Source organism: Methylobacterium oryzae, from assembly GCF_036441375.1.
GTDB lineage: Bacteria > Pseudomonadota > Alphaproteobacteria > Rhizobiales > Beijerinckiaceae > Methylobacterium > Methylobacterium oryzae_A.
In genome coordinates, this window is sequence record NZ_MLCA01000014.1 from 159569 (window position 1) to 177629 (window position 18061).

Consider the following 18061-nt stretch of genomic DNA (forward strand, 5'->3'; position numbering starts at 1 on the left):
GGCGCAGTCGCCCCGACGCCTTCCGAAGAAATGGGAGCTTCGCATGGACGAACGGATCCACCCCTCCGACGCACGGCCGGACGCGTCCGACGACCGGGTCGCGCCCGTGGCCTCCGTGCCGCGTCTCGGCGCCCAGGAGGTCAAGGCGGCCATCCGCGACGGGCGGGAACTCGCGCTTCTGGACGTGCGGGACGAAGGGGTCTTCGCCAAGAAGCACCTCCTCTTCGCGGCATCGGCACCGCTGTCGCGTCTCGAACTGGTCATCGACCGGCTGGTCCCGAGACGCTCGGCCCGGATCGTCCTGACGGACGAGCGCGAGGACCTCGTCCACCGGGCGGCCGAGAAGCTCGCGGGATGGGGGTACCGAGACGTGTCGGTGCTGCGCGGCGGCATCGAGGCGTGGCGGGAAGCGGGCTACGAGCTGTTCTCGGGCGTCCACGTCCCCAGCAAGGCCTTCGGCGAGATCGTCGAGCACGAGCTCGGCACGCCGAGGCTCGAAGCCCGGGACATCCAGGCGCTGCGCGAGCAGGGGACGGATCTCGTCGTCCTGGACAGCCGCCCGATCGAGGAGTTCAGGGTCATGTCCATTCCGGGCGGCCTGGACTGCCCGGGTGCCGAGCTGGTGCACCGCGTGAACGAGGTCGTTCGCTCTCCCGACACTCTGGTCGTCGTCAGCTGCGCGGGCCGCACCCGATCCATCATCGGCGCGCAGTCGCTGATCAACGCGGGCGTCCGCAACCGCGTGGTGGCGCTCAAGGACGGCACCATGGGTTGGCACCTCGCCGGCCTTCCTCTGGCCCATGGCGAAACGCGGACCGCGCCTCCGCCCTCGGCCGAAGCGCTCGCCCGGTCCCAGGCTCAGGCACGGGCCTTCGCGACGCGGGCCGGCGTCGGTACGATCACCCACGCCGATCTCGCGCGCTTCCGCAGCGAAGCCGGCCGGCGCTCCCTGTTCGTGCTCGACGTCCGCAGCCCGGAGGAATACGCTTCCGGCCATCTCCCCGGCTCGCGCTCGGCACCCGGCGGGCAGCTCGTCCAGTCGACCGATTTGTACATCGGTACCTTGAACGCCCGCATCGTCCTCGTCGACCGGGAGGGCGTCCGCGCCCCTATGACGGCATCCTGGCTGGTGCAGCTCGGATGGCCGGAAGTCCACGTCCTCGACGGCCTGGGAACAGGAGAACTCGAAACCGGACCGGAGCCAGTGCGCGTACAATCCGGGCAAGGCTCGGACCCGGCCTGGACCGATCCCCACACGCTGCGCGATCTCGTCGACCGGAACGACGTCGTGGTGATCGACGTCGAGAACAGCCTGGAATTCCGAAAGCGCCACATCCCCGGGGCATGGTTCGCGACCCGCCGCCGGTTCCACGATCTGCTCGGCAAAGTGCCGACCGACGCCGCGATCGTCCTAACGTCGCGGGACGGGGTGCTCGCGACCTTCGCGGCGGAGGACCTTGCGGTCGGGGGGCGCGAGGCGAGGGTCCTGCTCGGTGGGACGGCGGCCTGGATCGCCGCGAAGCTGCCGCTGGAGGAAGGGTCGGAGGACCGCGTCATCGGGATCGGCGAGGACGTCTGGTACAAGCCCTACGACTGGACGACCGATCAGGAGGCGCACATGCGCGGGTACCTGTCCTGGGAGGTCGGTCTCGTCGAGCAGATCGAACGCGACGGCGACGCCCGGTTCAGGATCGTGCGCCCGGACGACGACGGCGGGCAAGCCGCCTGACGCTCCGCGCCGGACGACCGCTCCGGCATTGACCGCACTGCCCGCGACGGGCGTCTTCCCGCAGGATCCTGGATGCCGGCGATACTCGAGATCGAGAAGCTCAGCCTCGCTCTGCCTCCGAGCGCCGATCGCCCCTACGCGATCGAAGGCGTGTCGCTGTCGATCGAGCGCGGAGAGACGCTCTGCGTCGTGGGCGAATCCGGGTCCGGGAAATCCATGACCGCCCTGGCGGCGATCGGGCTGCTGCCCTCCAACGTGCGCCCGGTATCCGGATCGATACGCCTGGACGGTCGGGAACTCGTCAGTCTCTCGGACCGCGACATGCGCGCGGTGCGCGGCCGCGACGTCGGCATGATCTTCCAGGAGCCGATGACGTCCCTGAACCCCGTCCTGAGGATCGGAGACCAGATCGCCGAGGTGTTCGAGGCCCACGACGTCCACGACGCCCCGGGACGCCGCCGGCGGACGTTGGAGCTGCTCGCGGAGGTCGGATTGCCGGATCCGCCCGCCATTGCCTCGCGGTACCCGCACCAGCTGTCCGGCGGCCAGCGGCAGCGAGTGATGATCGCCATGGCCCTGGCGCTCGAGCCGAAGCTGATCGTCGCCGACGAGCCGACGACCGCGTTGGACGTGACCACCCAGGCGCAGATCCTGAAGCTGCTGGACGCCTTGAGGAGGCGTCACGGCACCGCGGTTCTCTTCATCACCCATGATTTCGGGGTGGTCGCGGAGGTGGCCGACCGGGTCGCCGTGCTGCAGCACGGCAGGCTCGTGGAGGCAGGCCGGGCGGCGGACGTGCTCGCTGCACCCGCCCACGACTACACGCGGAAGCTGCTCGCGGCGGTGCCCTCGCTCGAGCCGCCGGCTCCGCGGTACATAGCTCCCGGAATCCCGGCCATCGCCGTCGCGGGACTTCGCAAAACCTATCGCTCGCGGCATCTGCTGAGTGGGGGCGAGGACGTCACGGCCGCGGAGGCGGTCTCCTTCGAGATCCGACGCGGCGAGACCCTCGGCCTCGTCGGGGAGTCCGGTTCGGGCAAGTCCACGGTCGGCAGATGTCTCGTGCGACTGACCGAACCCGACGGCGGCTCGGTCCGGATCGGCGGGACGTCAGTCGACAGCCTGTCGCAATCGCGCTTCCGCCCGGTACGGCGGCGCATCCAGATGGTGTTTCAGGATCCGTTCGCCTCGCTCGATCCACGGCGCACGATCGGCCGGACCATCGCAGACGGTCCAATCGCCCAAGGTACGCCAAAGCGCGAAGCGCTGTCGGACGCCGGCGATCTGCTCGAGCTCGTCGGCCTGAGGAGAGATGTCGCGGACCGGTATCCGCACGAATTCTCCGGAGGCCAGCGCCAGCGGATTGGGATCGCGCGGGCCCTGGCTTCGAGGCCGGAGATACTGGTCGCGGACGAGCCAGTCTCCGCGCTGGACGTCTCGGTCCAGGCGAAGATCCTCGCCCTCCTGCAGGAGCTTCAGGATAAGCTGGGCCTCGCGATCCTGTTTGTCACGCACGACCTCCGCGTCGCGGCGCAGATTAGCGATCGCATCGCCGTCATGCATCGGGGACGAGTAGTCGAGTTGAAGGCGACGGGCGATCTCTTCCGCTCGCCCGAGCATGCCTATACGCGGGCGCTCCTGTCGGCTGTGCCTGGAGGGCGGGCATAGGCGTCGTGCCGCCTCCGGCATCACCTCCGCCGTCCTCAAAGATCGCGACGCAGCCTAGCACGCACGGGCGTTAGGCGCCGGGAGGCTCGCCACCTTCTCTTCCGTTACGATGCACCCGCACGATAACCGGCCCCTGTATGCGTTCGGCTCAGCCGGGATGATCGGCCAGGGAAGAGCTTCTCGCGCAACGTGCCCTCGCCATAGGCGGTCTTGAAGGCGCCTCGATTCTGCAATTCGGGGACGACGAGATCAACGATCGCATCGAGTGACTCCGGCATCACCGTGCGCACGAGGTTGAAGCCGTCGACATCGGTCTCAGCCACCCAGGCGAGAAGTTCGTCCACCACCTCTACGGGCGAGCCGACGATCACCGGGGCCCGTGCCCCGGCGGGGGTGAAATCTAGGAGGTCGCGCACCCGCGTCGGCTGCGCGGCATCGCCGGCGAGATGCTTCACCGTCGACTGAATCGCGTTCGTTTTGACGAATGGCAGGGGATCGTCCAGGCCAAGAGCGGCGAGATCGATCCCCGTCCAGCCGGAGACGAGGGCGAGCTGGCCGGCGGCGTCGAGATAGCCGCGGTACTCGTCGCGCAGGTCCCGGGCCTCTGCGCCCGTCGGCGCGACGATCAGCGTGGCGCCGAGGAAGGTTTGGATGTCGTGGGGGTCGCGCCCGGCCGCCTGCGCCGCCTCGCGAATGCCCCGGACAGCCTTGGCGGCCGCCGCCTTAGTTGATGGAGTTGCCCCCATCAAACCGGACACGGGGCTGGTTGCATTTGAGCACGGATGAGCTCGCGCGGCGAGCGCATGCCGAGCCCACGATGGGGATGGTGTTCGTTGTAGTCGGTGATCCAGGCGCCGATCCGCGCCAGGACCGTGTTGGCGTCGGGCCGGGGTTGGACGCGGGCATTGTCGCGCTTGAGCGTCTTCACGAACGCCTCGCTCACCCCGTTGCTCTCGGGCGAGCGCACCGGCGTGAAGCAGGGCACGAGGTTTAGGGCTGCCGCGAAGGACAGCGTCTCGGCGGCCGTGAAGGCGGAGCCGTGGCACATCGGGAAGATGGCTCGACGGCTCTGGGGCGGCGCGCGAAGCCATGCTGAGCGCAGCGCGTCGCCCTGGGCGGTCATGGCCGATCAACGGGTCTCTAGAGTGACGGTGTTAGAAGCCTCATTCCAGAGACGGATCGACCATGACCAGACCACAGCTTACGCCGCCGGCCGGCGTTCTCGTAGCCATCGACGTCGCCAAGGCCCGCAACGAGGTCCTCATCGAGGTGCCCGGGTCCGGCCGACGACGCCGGTTGAGCGTGCTCAACACCCGTGCCGAGCACGACCGCCTGATCGCGCTCCTGGCCGATCTCGGCCAGCCGGTGACTTGCGGCTTCGAGGCCACCGGCAACTATCACCGCCCGATCGCCTGGCGCCTGCTGCAGGCCGGCTTTGCCGTGCGCCTGATCTCGTCCGTAGGGCTCGCCCGCACCCGCGAGGCCCTGCACAACGGCTGGGACAAGAACGACCCGAAGGACGCCCAGGTCATGCTGCACATGATCCGCATCGGCGCCTCGCAGGTGTACCACGACCCACTCGCCGCCGGCATCAACGACGTGCAGGAACTGTCCAAGACGCACGACGCCGCCTCGCGGGCCAAGACCGAGGTGCTGCATCGGATCCTGACCCACTTCCTGCCGCTGTACTTCCCGGAGGTCGACCGCTTCCGCCACAACGGCCGCTCGGACTGGTTCTTCGCCTTCCTCGATCGCTTCCCCACGCCCGCCAGCATCACCGCGCTGAGCAAGGAGGCCTTCATCGCTTCCGCCTGGGATGTCGTCGGGCGCAAGGTCGCCAAGGCGCAACTGCTCGGCGACATCTACGAGACGGCCCGCAGCTCGATCGGCCTGCCGGTGCCGCCTGACGCTCCGGCGGTGAGCATGTTCCGGCTCGTCATCGGCGAGGCGCGCGGGCTGATCCAGCAGCGCGACGCCATCGAGGCCACGGCCGACGCCCTCTTGACCGACAGCGCCGACTACAAGCTGCTGCGCCGCATCCCCGGCATCGGCCCGATCAACGCCCTGACCATCCTGGCCGAGGCCGGCGACCTGCGCCGCTTCGGCCATCACCGCCAGTTCCTGAAGTTCTGTGGCCTCGATCTGGCCACCCAGCAATCCGGCACCTTCCGCGGCCAGACCAAGCTGTCGAAGTACGGCAACGCCCGGCTCCGGCGTAGGCTCTGCTTGGCTGGGCAGGTGGCCATCCGGCAGCGGGAGAACGGCTTCCGCGACAAGTTCGAGCGCTACATCGCCCGCGACCGGCACGATGCCGACCTGCGGCGTAAGGCGCTGACCGCGATCACCGCCAAGATGGCGCGCGTGGTGCACGCCGTCATCAAGACCGGTGCCGACTACCGGCCCTTCGTCGAGGGGCCGGTGCCAGGTGGGAGAACTCCTCTCAGCAGAGCCGTGAGGGCGTGAGAACCACGACCCTGTAGATAATGCTCGGGTCTTCTGCCTGGATCGACATCTCGTGTTGAGGACGGTGAGGACCACGGTGCCGCGTGCATCGGCTGGATCCTGTGGCAGCTCAGGCCGAGAGTGCATCCGGATCGGCAGGAGCTGCCTGGATCGACGTTGACGACAAACATACCGCGGGCGCATGCTCGCGGACGGAGACCTGTTGCCTGGCCAGCCGTCCTTCCTCGCTACGTAGGACGTTGTCTGTGAGCACGATGTGGATGAGGTAAGGCACCGCCTCGATGAAGTAGCGCAGAAACTGGGCGGCCTCCATCTTGCCGGCGCTCTCCACGAGCCGCACGAAGGCAAATTTGCTGGTTCGATCAATAGCTACGAACAGCCTGAGCTTACCTTCGGCCGTGCTCACCTCGGCGATGTCGATGTGGACGTAGCCGATGGCGTAGGTCGCAAAGCGCTGTTTCTTGGGTTTGTCGCCTTCGATCTCGGGTTATTCGGCTGATGCCGTGCCGTTCCAGGCAGCGATGCAGCGAGGATCGCGTCAGGTGCGAGATCGTCGGCTGCAAGCCATAGAGGCAGTCGTCAAGCGGCAGCAGGGTGTGCCGGCGGAAGGCGACAATGATCGCTTCCTCCTCGACGGTGAGCACGGTGGAGCGCGGTTCCTTGGGGCCCATCCGGGCATCCGCAATGCTCGTCCGTTTGCGCCACTTCTGCACCGTCGTCGGGCTGACGCCGTAGCGCTTGGCCAGTGCTCTTACGCTCTCTTCACGTAGCTGGATCGCGCGACGGACTGCCTTGTATCTCTGAGTTGCCAGCTGGTGTGAAGCCAGCGAGGCTACAGGGTGAGGGTCAGCCCGTGTTTGCCTTGGGCCTGTAAGCCTGCGACGGAGCAGGGTGCGACCCTCACCACCACAGTCCCGAACCCGGACAGCCGCTCGGGCCCAAGCCTGCATTTGCAAGGTAGGGTCATGGACAAACAACCCACCCTCTTCGTCGGTATCGACGTGTCCAAGGATCGTCTCGACGTTCACCTCAGACCCGCGGACGAGGACTTCCATGTCCCTCGGGATGTGAAGGGGTTCGAGGCCCTCGCGCGCCGCTTCGGCAACCGCCCGGTTGCCCTCGTCGTCCTGGAAGCCACCGGCGGCTTCGAGGCGAGCGTCGCTGCCGCGCTCGCCGCGGCCGGACTGCCGCTCTGCATCGTCAACCCGCGCCAGATCCGCGACTTCGCCAGAGCCATGGGCCGCCTGGCCAAGACCGACACGCTCGACGCTGAGGTGATCGCCCTCTTTGCCGAGCGCATGAGACCGCCGGCTAGACCCCTGCCGGAACCGGAGCGACGCCACTTCGCCGAGCTCGTGAGCCGGCGGCGGCAGATCCTCGGGATGATCAACATGGAGACCAACCGCCGCGATCACGCTGTCGACGGGCAGCTGATCCGAAGGCTCAGCCGCCACATCGCCTTTCTGGAGAGGGAGATGTCGGAACTCGACCGCGACATCGGCCAAGCCATCAAAGCCTCTCCGGTCTGGTGCGAGATAGAGACATTGCTCAAGTCAGTCCCCGGATTAGGCGACGTCACCGCGCGCACGCTTCTGGCTCAGCTGCCTGAACTCGGCACGATTGGGCGCCACCAGTTCGCGGCTCTCGTCGGCATCGCCCCGATCAACCGCGACTCGGGCCTGATGCGGGGCCGCAGGTCTATCGCGGGCGGGCGAACCTCTGTGCGAGGTGTGCTGTACATGGCTGCCTTGACCGCGATCCGACGAGGCTCTTCCTTCCGGCCCTTCTATGAGCGGCTCACCCAGCGTGGCCGACCAAGGAAGGTTGCCCTCGTGGCGGTGATGCGAAAGCTTCTGGTGACGCTCAATGCCATCGTCCGCGACCGCACACCCTGGCGGCCACTGACCACTTGACCTTCAACACAGCCGCTCCGTCCTTCTCGCGGTCGAGCTCCGCTTGGACGACGGCATGGCGCCGATCCGGCCTGCGTCCGCGGGTTGCATGGACCTGCCGATCGAGGTCCTCCTGCTGGCCCCGATCCCGGAAGTACAGGTTGGCCAGGCCGTTCAGGATCTGGTGCTCGTCGATCCGGTCTGCCCCTGAACCGACGAGCGAGAGCGCCCGGAACTTAACGCCGGTCGTCGTGTCCTCGACGAGCGAGCCGTTCGCGACGAGCTTCGCCTCGATCTGTTGGACGGTCAGGCCAGGGTTTTGGGATCTGACGGCAGCGAAGGCTGCGGCGACGTGAGGGGCCGCCATTGAAGTTCCAGAGAGCGTCTTGTAGCCGCCGCCGGGCACGGTGGATACGATGTCCGTGCCGGGCGCCACGAAGTGCACGAGGGGAGACCGGTTGGAGTAGGCGACGTCGATCGCGCCCAACTTGTTCTCCGCGGCCACCGAGATCGTCGAAGAAATGCAGGCCGGTTCCGCGATCCCGTCGTAGTAGTGGTCGTTCCCTGCAGCGACCACGGTCGCCACGCCCTTGGCCTTCAACCGCTCGATCATCTCGGTGAGTGCCAACGTCCGGTCGCAAGGAGCATCGTGGTAACCGCTTCCAAGGCTCATGTTGACGGATGCGATCTTGTGTTTGTCGATTTGCTTGTATACCCAGTCGAGCGCCCGGAGCTGATCGGAGGTGAAGGACAGGATGCAGGTATCGCGGCCGCCGCATTCGTCCGCGCCCGTGAACTGCGTGAACACCTGGACGGCGACTATCTTTGCGTGGGGACGACTCCTTCGAACCGCTTGTCGCCGAAGCTCATGTCGTGGCCGGCGATGATGCCGGCGACATGCGTCCCGTGCTCGCAACCCTCGATGCTCGCTGGGCACCCGCGAGCCGCTCCGAGCACGAGCGAGACATCGTGACCGCCGGGACAGAGTGAGCGGGGCTTGTACTGCGCTGAGGAAGGCGTCGAGAAACAGGCCTCCGCCGCGAGCGAGCCCGCCAGCGCCGGATGGGCGCCGTCGACCCCCGTGTCGAGGACGGCGACGACGTAGCCGTGGCCGTCGAGTCCGAGCCCGTGGGCCCGGGCAGCCCCGATCTGCGGAACGCTGTCCATGAGGGTCGGCGGAATAGGCGTATCCTTCGTCACCAGCGCCACGTTCGGGTCCGAGTTGAGCTTTTCGAGTGCGCTCGCGTCGATCTCGCCGCGGCGATGGTCAGTGACCCGATCTACGTGACCGCCGAGGCGGAATTGCCGAGTGTTCCGGAAAGGTAGGACGTAACACTGGAGAAGGATTCGCCCCCACCTGCAACGCCCGGCTCCGGCCGTGTCACGACCAGAACCCGGACGAATCGCTTGGTTTGGGCTTCACGCGTCAGCGTTGATTCGATTTTATTCTGCGCTTAAGCGTTTACCGCCATAAGCAGGCAGATCAATCCTCCCTGTAGGGCAGTCTTCATTGTTGAATCCCCTACTTCATTGATAGTGAGGGAAAGAGCGCTGCCCGTCAACGATTTCGAGGCGGGATTGCAATCTAAAATTGTGCTCCGACGACTGCCCCGATAGGCCTGAACATCAGATTTCCAGGCTCTGGAGGGCAGCGAGCGGACGCGGTGGCAGAGCCGGCGGAGACCGGGTGCCATCTGCGCGCGGGCGCCCGGACGAGCGACCCGAGCTACCGATTGAAAGACGATGAATTGCGGTTCGGCCGTCAGGCGATGCAGGGGTATGACGTCCCGAGATGCCGCCCCGGCCTATTCCCGGGGTGTTGGACGCGAGGGGGACCGCACGTTGCGCTCGCGGACGTGCCGGCTAAATTGAACCGAGCCTTGCACGGTGCGCCGCTCGGGTCCTCGCGACCGCGATCGTCGCCTGCGAGGTGCTCCGACCTCCCTGCCTTTTGCAAAGGAGATCCGATTGGGCGTCGATATGCGATCGGGCCTCAGGAAGCTGCCGGTGGCTCTTGCGATCGTCGGGTCGATCGCGGCAAGCGGACGACCGCCTGCACAGGAGAACGTCGCCCGCCAGCGCGATGGCCGCATCGCCATCGGCGACAAGGATTTCGGCTATTTCAAAAGTGATGCGCGATGGCCTTCGCTCGCGGACGGGACGACCGTCATATTCGTGTGTTGGGAGCTACCGGGCGGCGAGCAGGAGGCGGAGCGCGGCTGGGTACGGGCTGCGGTGACCGATGCCTGGGAAAGGCATTCCAAGCTCCGCTTCCGTGGGTGGGGCACTTGCGCGGCGCGCAGCAGCGGCCTGCGGATCGCCGTCGCCGACGATGGCCCAGACGACGGCCCGCATACGACCGGGCTGGGCCGCGCGCTCGACGGCCAGCAGAGGGGCATGCTCCTGAACTTCACCTTCCGGACTTGGAGCCCGTCTTGCGCGGCGGACGAGAAATCAAGGAAATCCTGCATCGAGTCGATCGCGGTCCATGAATTCGGCCACGCGCTCGGCTTCGCGCACGAGCAAAACCGACCCGACAAGCCCGGCGAGTGCTTGCAACCTGCGCAAGGGGAAAGCGGGAGCACGCTTTTGACGCCGTACGATCCTTCATCTGTCATGAATTACTGCAACTCTGCATACAACAACTCGGGCGTTCTCAGCGATCTTGATATCGTATCCGTGCAAGCGGCGTACGGGAGGCCTTAATGCGCAGATTCCTGGTCGCCATTGTCTGCGTTGCGATCTTGGTCGGCACCAACGCACGAGCCGAACTTGACTCCGTGTCCCTTTCGGCTCTGGCCAGGAAATCGATCGTCTTCCTGTCGTATGACGTGACGAACGATAAGACTGGCGAGATAGAGTCGCACAGCGCGACCGGATTCCTCGTCAGCAGCCACGGATTGGTCCTGACTGCGGCGCACGTTGTGCGAGAATGGCAGGGGCAGAACGAGGCTGAGCTAGGAAAGCACCCAATGTCGGGTCGAATGCATTCGATCTCCGACGGAAAGGTCGTCCCGCTCGAGCCCGTCGGCCGAGATGACCAAGCCGACTTGGCGGTCCTGAAGTTCCGGGACGGAGGCGACGATTATCCCACGACCTCCCTTTGCTACGCCGAGGATCTCGCTTCCGGAACGCTTCTCATGGCGTTCGGCTTCCCGCGTGCCAAGGAGTTCACGCCGTTCCCTGTGACGCTGGCAAACGGCGACGCGCCCGGAGGCCGCTGGTCTGCGAACGTCAACTTCGTCGAAGGGGTCAGCGGCGGGCCGGTCTACGGCAGCGATGGCCGTGTCGTGGGCGTGGTCAAGGGCGGGTACGCGGATGTCGCCGCGGTTCGCTACATCACCCCTGTCATCAGGGCTCGTGAGATGCTGCGCAAGGTGGCCGTCGAAGACGAGTGTCTCGATCGCGCAGCAAAAAGCGGCAAGCCTGCGAGGGACGACTCGATCGCGACGCTTCGGGATCCATCCTGCGACGGCAACTCGTGCTCAGCGATGTTCGCCGTGGCCTTCTCGAAGGACGGGCGTCGAATCGCGACCGGCGGCCGACAGGGGGCCATCGCGATCTGGTCCGTGCCCGACGGAAAGTTGGTCCAGAGGCTCGTCGGCGATGGCGGCACCGTCGAGCAGGTCTCGTTCGATGGCTCGTCGACTGGCGAGAGGGTGATGTCGGTCGGGAACGGCCGCGTCTCCGTTTGGGATGTCCGGTCAGGGCGCAGGATATTCCGGATCGGAAGCGCAGCGAAGCTTTACGACCGCGCGACCTGGTCCGACGACGACACCGTCCTGGCGACATCCGGCATGATGTCTGGCTTCGCCCTTTGGGACGGGATGACAGGAGCGGAGCGGGTGTCCCCAGGGTATTCCGCGTCGGCCGCCCTATCGCCGGACGGGCATTTCTTCGCGTACTCGCGGCGGCTAGGGGTGGTCGAGCGCATTGAACTTTCCTCCGGATTGGTCCGAGCGACCGAATTGGATGATGAAAAGCGCGTCGATGTCCTCAAGGTCGACCCCACCTCCGCCACGATCCTGGCGGCGTATGCTCCCGACGTAGTCGCGCTCATAGCCGCCCAGACCGGCGCGGTGCTCGCTCAGATCAAGGCTCCAGGGGGCTCCTTGAAGGATGCCGCCTTCAGCCCCGACGGGAAATCGGTGGCCCTGTTGACGCTCAACGGAGGATTGGGACTCTACTCGAAGCTCGGCGAGCACGTCGGCGATCTCGCATTTTCCTACCGCAAGAACGGTGCGCCATGGGCGGGGCAAGCCGGCATTCCGTGGTCCATCGATTTCGCCGAAGGCGGCCTCATTGGTGCGGGGTCCATCAACGGCGAGGTCGTCGTCTGGGACGCCCGCAGTCAGCGGCAAACGGATTACTTCGAGGGCCACGGCCCGGAACAAGTCGTCCAAGTCAAGTTTTCCCCCGACGGGCAGTACATCGCCAGCGCCTGCTTCGACGGCACGGTCAAGCTTTGGAAACTTCGCAAGGGGCAGCCGTAGCCGTCGACCACGCTCCGCTCCCGGGCGTTGAGAAGGCGACGCTCGCATGGTGACGAGACGCGACGTCGTGCGTGGACGGCCATCGTGTCCCGGTCGCGGGTGGATGCCCGGCGGCTTCCTGGAGGAGGCGGTCGAGGGGACTCAGGCCGGGCCATGCCGCATCCAGCGCGCGCACTCTGCCTCCAGCCATCTCGCGCGGGCCCGTCCGCCGGTTCCGCGCCGATGCGGCAAAGCCGAGGCCACGCCCATCGTCGGCATCGCGCGGAGAGTCTAGACCATTGCCTCCGGCTTGAACGGTTTGCCCAAGAACGTGATCGCGGGTGGCTGTTCCCCCAGCCGCCGTGCAAGCCCAGATCCGAGCGGGACCACGGTCTCGGGCCGGCGTAGGAAGCTGGCGACCTCCCTGGTGCTGAAGCTGGTGGCCGGCCTCATCGTCCAGGCTTCGCCATGCGCGTCTCCAAGGCCCGGCGCCTGCCGAGGGCCGCGTTCGAGGTCTCGGACCTCGCGGCCTTTAACGCGCCGGCAGGCGGGACGGCTTACCGGCTGGCTGTGGGCGAACCAAGTCGGGAGGCTCGCGGTCGCCGAAGAGGGTGGCGGGCAGTTGTGCAGGCCTCTCCGCTCCGGGACGGTCCCGAAGGGCCACCACACGTCGAGCGGGCCTTGCGGAGATCGGGTTGCCGTGCACTTGCGGTCGCGTCGACCAATGCGGCCTTCGATTGACTTGCTTTGCGTTCAATATACATTCGAGCTGCTTAGCAGGCCACGAGTCATCGCATTCAATTATCATGATCTCGTTCATCCGGCGCTTACTGATCGTTTTGATTTTTATTGCATCCAGCTAGAATTCCAATTTCAATGAAAACACTTACATATTGATGCTAAAAGTATAGAGGCTAAATTAGCGATCTTCGAATCTTATGACCGCCCGCGATGAGATGGATGACGAATGACGTGGCGGTCGTTTCGGTGATCGCCGTTCAGAAGCGGCTGACACCGAATCCTTGGGGCTCGGCTCGCGATGGTCGCGCTCGGCCTCGCCCTTGATGGAGGCGGCCCGGCCGCCGCGGGCAGCTCGCCCGGCAACGGCCGGGAGCCCCGAGAGCCGGGCCGACGACCGGCACGACCGTTCGGCCAAGCACGGACCGGGCGGATGCCGCATGGGCCGGATCCGCGTAGCGTTGCGCCATCCACGTACAATCGGGTGATCTCGGATGTGCGGAGCGTGGCCCGAGCGTTCAGGAGCAGTTCGCATGACGATGAATCGCGAAGCCGAGATGAGCTCGACGGCCGCGGTCTCTCAGGCTTGCCCCCCTCCGGGGCCAAGCAGCGTGCGCAAGGGAGCGCTTCCGATCGCGAGCCCTGCCGAGGCTCCGTCGCCAGTCCCGGGCGGCTTCAGGCCGCTCCGCCACGAGATCAAGCTGCGCAGGCGCGACCGGCGCCTGATCGACCTGTTCGCCTTGCGCCGTGACGTCCAGGGCCACGAGGACCGGAGCATGCTTGGAGACGCGGTCCTCGACATTGTAAACGTCGGATTGGCGGGCTGCGCGCGGCGAGATGCACTCGCGCCCGGCAGCGCCGCCGAGGCGACGCATCACGGGAGGCGCATGGCCGCCATCCGCGCGGGGTGCCGCCTCCCGCGCCGGAGAGCGCCGCGCGGTGCGAGGGGGCAGAGGCATGGCAGTGACACGCAGGGGTGCGCTCGCGGCCGGCGGCATCGTCGGCGCAGGACTGCTCGCGGGCCAGGTTCCGGGCACCGCCGCGCTCGCGGGGCCCGTCGGCGTGCCGGTGAGGCGCTCGCTCCAGGGGCTCGCCTGGAACGATCCGATCCTGGAGACATACCGTGACGCCGTCCGCATCCTCAAGGCGAAGCCTGCGGCCGATCCCCTGAGCTGGGTGGGGCTATGTTCGATCCACGGGGGGCCGAGCAGTTTCAAGTACTGTCCGCACGGCGATTGGTATTTCCTGCCTTGGCATCGCGCCTTCACCGTGATGTACGAGCGCATCGTCCGCTCCGTCACGGGCAATCCCGACTTCGCGATGCCGTTCTGGGACTGGACCGCGAACCCGCTGATGCCGGAGGTGTTCCTCAGTCCCGCGACCCCGGACGGGAGGCCGAACCCACTCCACGTGGATGACGACGGCGTCCGGCGCACGTGGCCCGCCGACAGGCCGATGCCGTCCTCGATCGTCGGGCGGGCCGTCCTCGACGAAATCCTCGGGGCGACGCCCTACGAGGTCTTCGGTACGAGCCGCAATCCCCTCCAGGACTCGTCCGATCCGGATTGGGTCCCCCGCGGCGGCGGCGTCCAAGGCACCTTGGAGGCGACGCCGCACAACAACGTGCACAATCTCGTCGGCGGCTGGATGCCGACCAGGCAATCGCCGCGCGACCCGTTGTTCTTCATGCATCACTGCAATATCGACCGGATCTGGGCCCTGTGGTCTGCGGGCCACCAGAACTCGGCCGCGCCCCTCTGGACCGAGATGACGTTCACGGAGCACTTCCGGAATCCCGATGGCTCGTTCTGGTCTCCCAAGGTGTCGGACCTGCAGGACCCGGAAGCCCTCGGCTACAGTTACGGCCTGAGGACGGTCGCGTCCGCAGCGGCCGGCCCCGATTCCAGGACGGTCGCCCTCGGGCGGAAGCTGGACAGCGTCCTCGCCCCGCCGACCGGCCGCGCCGCCACGCCGGGCGTGGTGACCGCCTCGGTCGCGAATGCCTCGACCGCGACCTCGGCAGCCCCGCTTTCGCTGCCGTTGCCGTTGCCAGCCGGCGCGATCGCGACGATCGCGCGGCGCGCGCCCTCGCCATCCGGCACGGCGGCGGTCAATTCGGGCCGATCTCTCGAGCTCGCCGCGACCGGTCCGCGCGCCCTCGTGTTCCTGCGGGACGTCGCCATCACCGATCCGAGCACGACGAGCTTTCGCGTCTTCGTCGACCAGCCAGACCTCGGCCCGGACACGGCGGACACGGCGCCGGGCTATGTCGGTACCGTCGCCGTGCTCGACCACGGTTCCGGGGACGACGCCGGGCACCGGGACGGGCACGCGCCGCGGCAGGACGGGCGGCATGTGGCGCCGTCGTTCGTCCTCGACATCACGGATGCGATCCAGCGCGTGCACGGCGCGAGCGGCGCGCCGCCGGCCGAGGTCCGGCTACAGCTGTTGCCGGTCTCGATCGGCGGCGGCCCGGTCGGGACGGCGAGGCCGACCATCGTCGAGGTCGCCGTGGCTGCGGGCTGAATGAGCGTGCACCGGCGAGCCGACACGGCGTCCGGCCGCGGCAGCGTGACGGACGATCGCGGGATCCCTTGACCATGCGACGGACCCGGGCTCGACTTCGGGCGTCTCGCCGGTGGCACGACATCCGATTACCGTGGGGAGCGCCGATCGGCCTAGTGCTGGCCTCGGTCGTGGCCATCGGCGGGTCTGAGGCTGGCGAGGTCGCCATGCGCGTGGAGATCGACCATCCTGGCACGGCCCCGCTCGAGGGGGACGCCGCCCTCGCGGGACGTCGCCTCGTGCTCGAGGTCGGGGCCTACCAGCCATCACCGTCGGGTCCGACGTTGGCCGTCGTATCGGCCGATTGCGGCGGGATCGCCCGGGAGGTCGGGCGCTTCGCCGTCTTCCCCGACACGGCCTTCGCGGCGTCCGACACAGCCCCCCCGCAGCGCTACGGGTTCGGCTTGCCCGCGCAGGTCGGCTGCGGCGTACCCACGGGCGTGACCGTGCGGCTGGAGCCCGTCCTGGGAGACGGGCGCGGGGCGAGCTTGGTCATCACCGCGATCCGGATCGAGTAGGGCCGCGCGCACGGCGCGCCGGACCCGCCTGCAGCCGCCTCACCGGCCCGGACCGTCGGGAACTGTCAGAGGGACTTGAGATACTCGACCAGCGCGTACCGCTCGTCGTCCGGCAGATCGGTGCCGTAGTCATGGCCGGAATTGTAGTTGCCGAGGATCGGCACGCCGTCGCCGGTCTGGGTCTCTAGGGTGAAGCGTGCGCCAGCGGCCGCCGTCGCATAGCCGACCTTCCTCGGATCGAACTCGCGCTGCCCGACCGGAAACGAGGTCGGCCTTGTCCGGGTGCCGGCCGGCGCCCCGTCCGATCCCCGGGCCACGACGCGCATCGTCGACGGGAGCAGGAGGTCGTAGAGGGTCGGCACCGAGCCGTTGTGCAGGTAGGGCGCGGTGGCCCAGATCCCGTTCAGCGGCCGGGCTTTGTAGCGCAGCAGGTCGTTCGAGGCGCCGAGGCAGCGGCGGGCCCGCTCATGGGCCGCGGGATCGGTGACCCCGGGCAGGATCGCGCCCTCGGGGATCGCCGCCTTGGCCTCCGCCCGCTCGCGTGAGCCGCCGAACACCGTGTCGTCGACGATCGTGGAGGCGATCTCGTCGGCCTTGCCCAGGATGGTGCCGACGACGGCGTTTTCCAGGAGGAAGCGCGTGTCCGCCTCCGCCCCGATCGGAACGGTCGGGGCGGTCGCCGACTTGCGCCCCTCCATCACGCCGGACTTGGAACGGTGCAGGAACGTGTTGCAGGCGAGCCAGAGGTCCGTGCCCTGGCGTTCGATCGGGTCCATGCGGACCTCGACCTTCGTCGCGGTGTCGTTCGGGGCGAGCGGGGCATGGCACTCGCCGCATTGCAGCCGGGCGTAGATCGCCTCCCCCCTCGCACGCAGTGGCTCGTCGATCGGCGGGAACTGTGCCGGCCACCTGGGCGACCACAGCTTCCCCAGAAGCCGCTCCATCTCGATCAGGTTCGCGACCTTTATGCTCGACGGGTAGCCCCGCGCCTGCGCCGGCCGGACGTCCACCTCGCCGAACACGCCGATCACCTCGCCGACGTTCCGGCCGAGCGCGCCGAAGTCCGTCTTCTGACCACGGATGTCGATCGGCTTCTGGTTCCGGACGATCCCGTTCCACTGGATCAGGCCCTGCTGCGGCACGTTCCAGATGAAGGGGTAGCTCGCGGGTGCGTCGGAGGGCAGGCCGGGGACCTGGTCCGTCGCGCCGACGATGAGCGAGACCTTGTTCAGGATATGGCCCTGCGCATCGAGCCGGCCGGGCCCATAGCGCATCGCCGAGCCGTTCTTCCGGTCGAGCGCATCGTACCATGCGAGCTGCCGGTCGAATTCCGTGGCGAGCGCGGGTCCGTCCCCTCCGACCGCCGCCGAGAAGCGCGCCCATTTCTCCGGGTCCCGGCGCGTCTCCCGCATCGCGGCGAGCATCGCGTCGGTCATGGCCTGGAAGTCGGCGAGCGTCGGGGCACCCTCGATCTCGTAGGTCCTGCCGCCGTAGCTGAGCTGCGCCGTATGGCACGCCGAGCAGGTCAGCCCGAGATGCGGGGTGTTCTCCACGGTCTGGCCGCAGCCTAGCCCGACCAAGCGGCAGAGCTTTCGGAAGAGGCCGTCCTCCGCGACCTGATCGACGACGAAGCCGATCGGCAGGCCGTCTTCGGAAGCCGGGTTGGCGGGATAGCCGAGACCCGCCATGTATTCGGGATCGAGGAACTTGCGCCGGCCGCCGGGCAGTTCCAGCGCCCGCGCCCACGCCCAGGGCAGCATCCGCGAGCCTTGCCTGGCCGAATACCACCACTCCCGTTCGCCCCGGCTCCAGTTCTGCTCCAGGTAGACGATCCCGGACTCGGACCGGGCCGACGGGCCGGCTACAGGCGCCACCCAAAGGACGAGGGCGAAGACCCACGGCATGCAAGCGAGCGGGCGCATGGTGATGGCCTCCCTGTTGCCCATCCCGGCGACACCCCTGCAGTTCACCAGCTCGACGGCCGGACCGCAACCGGAATCGCGGACCGACGCTCTG

General features: G+C 67.6%; 12 protein-coding genes and 2 pseudogenes. 8 read left to right on the plus strand and 6 right to left on the minus strand.

Features of this window, described 5'->3' with window-relative positions; all coding sequences use genetic code 11:
* The first annotated feature begins 43 nt into the window (after nucleotides 1–43).
* A complete protein-coding gene (locus tag MOTC310_RS24425) occupies nucleotides 44–1729 on the plus strand; it encodes a rhodanese-like domain-containing protein (RefSeq protein ID WP_331303641.1) in 1686 nt (561 codons plus the stop codon).
* 72 nt (nucleotides 1730–1801) lie between these two features.
* On the plus strand, nucleotides 1802–3397 hold the full coding sequence (locus MOTC310_RS24430) for an ABC transporter ATP-binding protein (RefSeq protein WP_331303642.1): 1596 nt from the start codon (nucleotides 1802–1804) through the stop codon (nucleotides 3395–3397).
* A 104-nt stretch (nucleotides 3398–3501) separates the two neighbouring features.
* Here the strand turns inward: MOTC310_RS24430 and MOTC310_RS24435 are convergent, their stop codons facing one another.
* Both MOTC310_RS24435 and MOTC310_RS24440 read right to left on the minus strand, forming a co-directional pair.
* A complete protein-coding gene (locus MOTC310_RS24435) occupies nucleotides 3502–4155 on the minus strand; it encodes an LLM class flavin-dependent oxidoreductase (protein WP_331303643.1) in 654 nt (217 codons plus the stop codon).
* Nucleotides 4143–4439: pseudogene (locus MOTC310_RS24440) on the minus strand (integrase core domain-containing protein); the annotation flags it as partial. The pseudogene MOTC310_RS24440 and the gene MOTC310_RS24435, both read right to left, overlap by 13 nt.
* Before the next feature lie 143 nt (nucleotides 4440–4582).
* Here MOTC310_RS24440 and MOTC310_RS24445 point away from each other — a divergent pair.
* The gene (locus MOTC310_RS24445) at nucleotides 4583–5860 is read left to right on the plus strand and encodes an IS110 family RNA-guided transposase (RefSeq protein WP_331303644.1); all 1278 of its coding nucleotides are present in this window, start codon (nucleotides 4583–4585) and stop codon (nucleotides 5858–5860) included.
* Between the two features lie 238 nt (nucleotides 5861–6098).
* Here the strand turns inward: MOTC310_RS24445 and MOTC310_RS24450 are convergent.
* Nucleotides 6099–6687: pseudogene (locus tag MOTC310_RS24450) on the minus strand (helix-turn-helix domain-containing protein); the annotation flags it as partial.
* 138 nt (nucleotides 6688–6825) lie between these two features.
* On the opposite strand from MOTC310_RS24450, the gene MOTC310_RS24455 reads away from it, so the two are divergent.
* Nucleotides 6826–7773: an IS110 family RNA-guided transposase gene (locus MOTC310_RS24455; RefSeq protein WP_331303645.1), complete on the plus strand. Its 948-nt coding sequence runs from the start codon at nucleotides 6826–6828 to the stop codon at nucleotides 7771–7773.
* Here the strand turns inward: MOTC310_RS24455 and MOTC310_RS24460 are convergent.
* Nucleotides 7724–8560, minus strand: a complete 837-nt coding sequence (locus MOTC310_RS24460) for a S8 family peptidase (protein ID WP_331303646.1) — start codon at nucleotides 8558–8560, stop codon at nucleotides 7724–7726. The two genes, MOTC310_RS24455 and MOTC310_RS24460, sit on opposite strands and share 50 nt — an antisense overlap.
* Before the next feature lie 11 nt (nucleotides 8561–8571).
* Nucleotides 8572–8961 carry a S8 family serine peptidase gene (locus MOTC310_RS24465; RefSeq protein ID WP_331303647.1) on the minus strand — a complete coding sequence of 130 codons (390 nt, stop codon included), beginning with the start codon at nucleotides 8959–8961 and terminating at the stop codon, nucleotides 8572–8574.
* 759 nt (nucleotides 8962–9720) lie between these two features.
* Here MOTC310_RS24465 and MOTC310_RS24470 point away from each other — a divergent pair.
* The 4 genes from MOTC310_RS24470 (at nucleotide 9721) to MOTC310_RS24485 (ending at nucleotide 16045) form a co-directional block, all read left to right on the plus strand.
* Nucleotides 9721–10458 carry a M12 family metallopeptidase gene (locus MOTC310_RS24470; RefSeq protein WP_331303648.1) on the plus strand — a complete coding sequence of 246 codons (738 nt, stop codon included), beginning with the start codon at nucleotides 9721–9723 and terminating at the stop codon, nucleotides 10456–10458.
* Entirely contained in the window at nucleotides 10458–12245 is a 1788-nt protein-coding gene (locus MOTC310_RS24475) for a trypsin-like peptidase domain-containing protein (protein WP_331303649.1), read from the plus strand. The genes MOTC310_RS24470 and MOTC310_RS24475 overlap by 1 nt, the downstream gene beginning before the upstream one ends.
* A 1674-nt stretch (nucleotides 12246–13919) precedes the next feature.
* Nucleotides 13920–15488 carry a tyrosinase family protein gene (locus MOTC310_RS24480; protein ID WP_331303650.1) on the plus strand — a complete coding sequence of 523 codons (1569 nt, stop codon included), beginning with the start codon at nucleotides 13920–13922 and terminating at the stop codon, nucleotides 15486–15488.
* A gap of 155 nt (nucleotides 15489–15643) precedes the next feature.
* A complete protein-coding gene (locus MOTC310_RS24485; RefSeq protein ID WP_331303651.1) occupies nucleotides 15644–16045 on the plus strand; it encodes a hypothetical protein in 402 nt (133 codons plus the stop codon).
* 65 nt (nucleotides 16046–16110) lie between these two features.
* Here the strand turns inward: MOTC310_RS24485 and MOTC310_RS24490 are convergent, their stop codons facing one another.
* Entirely contained in the window at nucleotides 16111–17967 is a 1857-nt protein-coding gene (locus MOTC310_RS24490) for a di-heme-cytochrome C peroxidase (protein ID WP_331303652.1), read from the minus strand.
* Nucleotides 17968–18061: the final 94 nt, after the last annotated feature.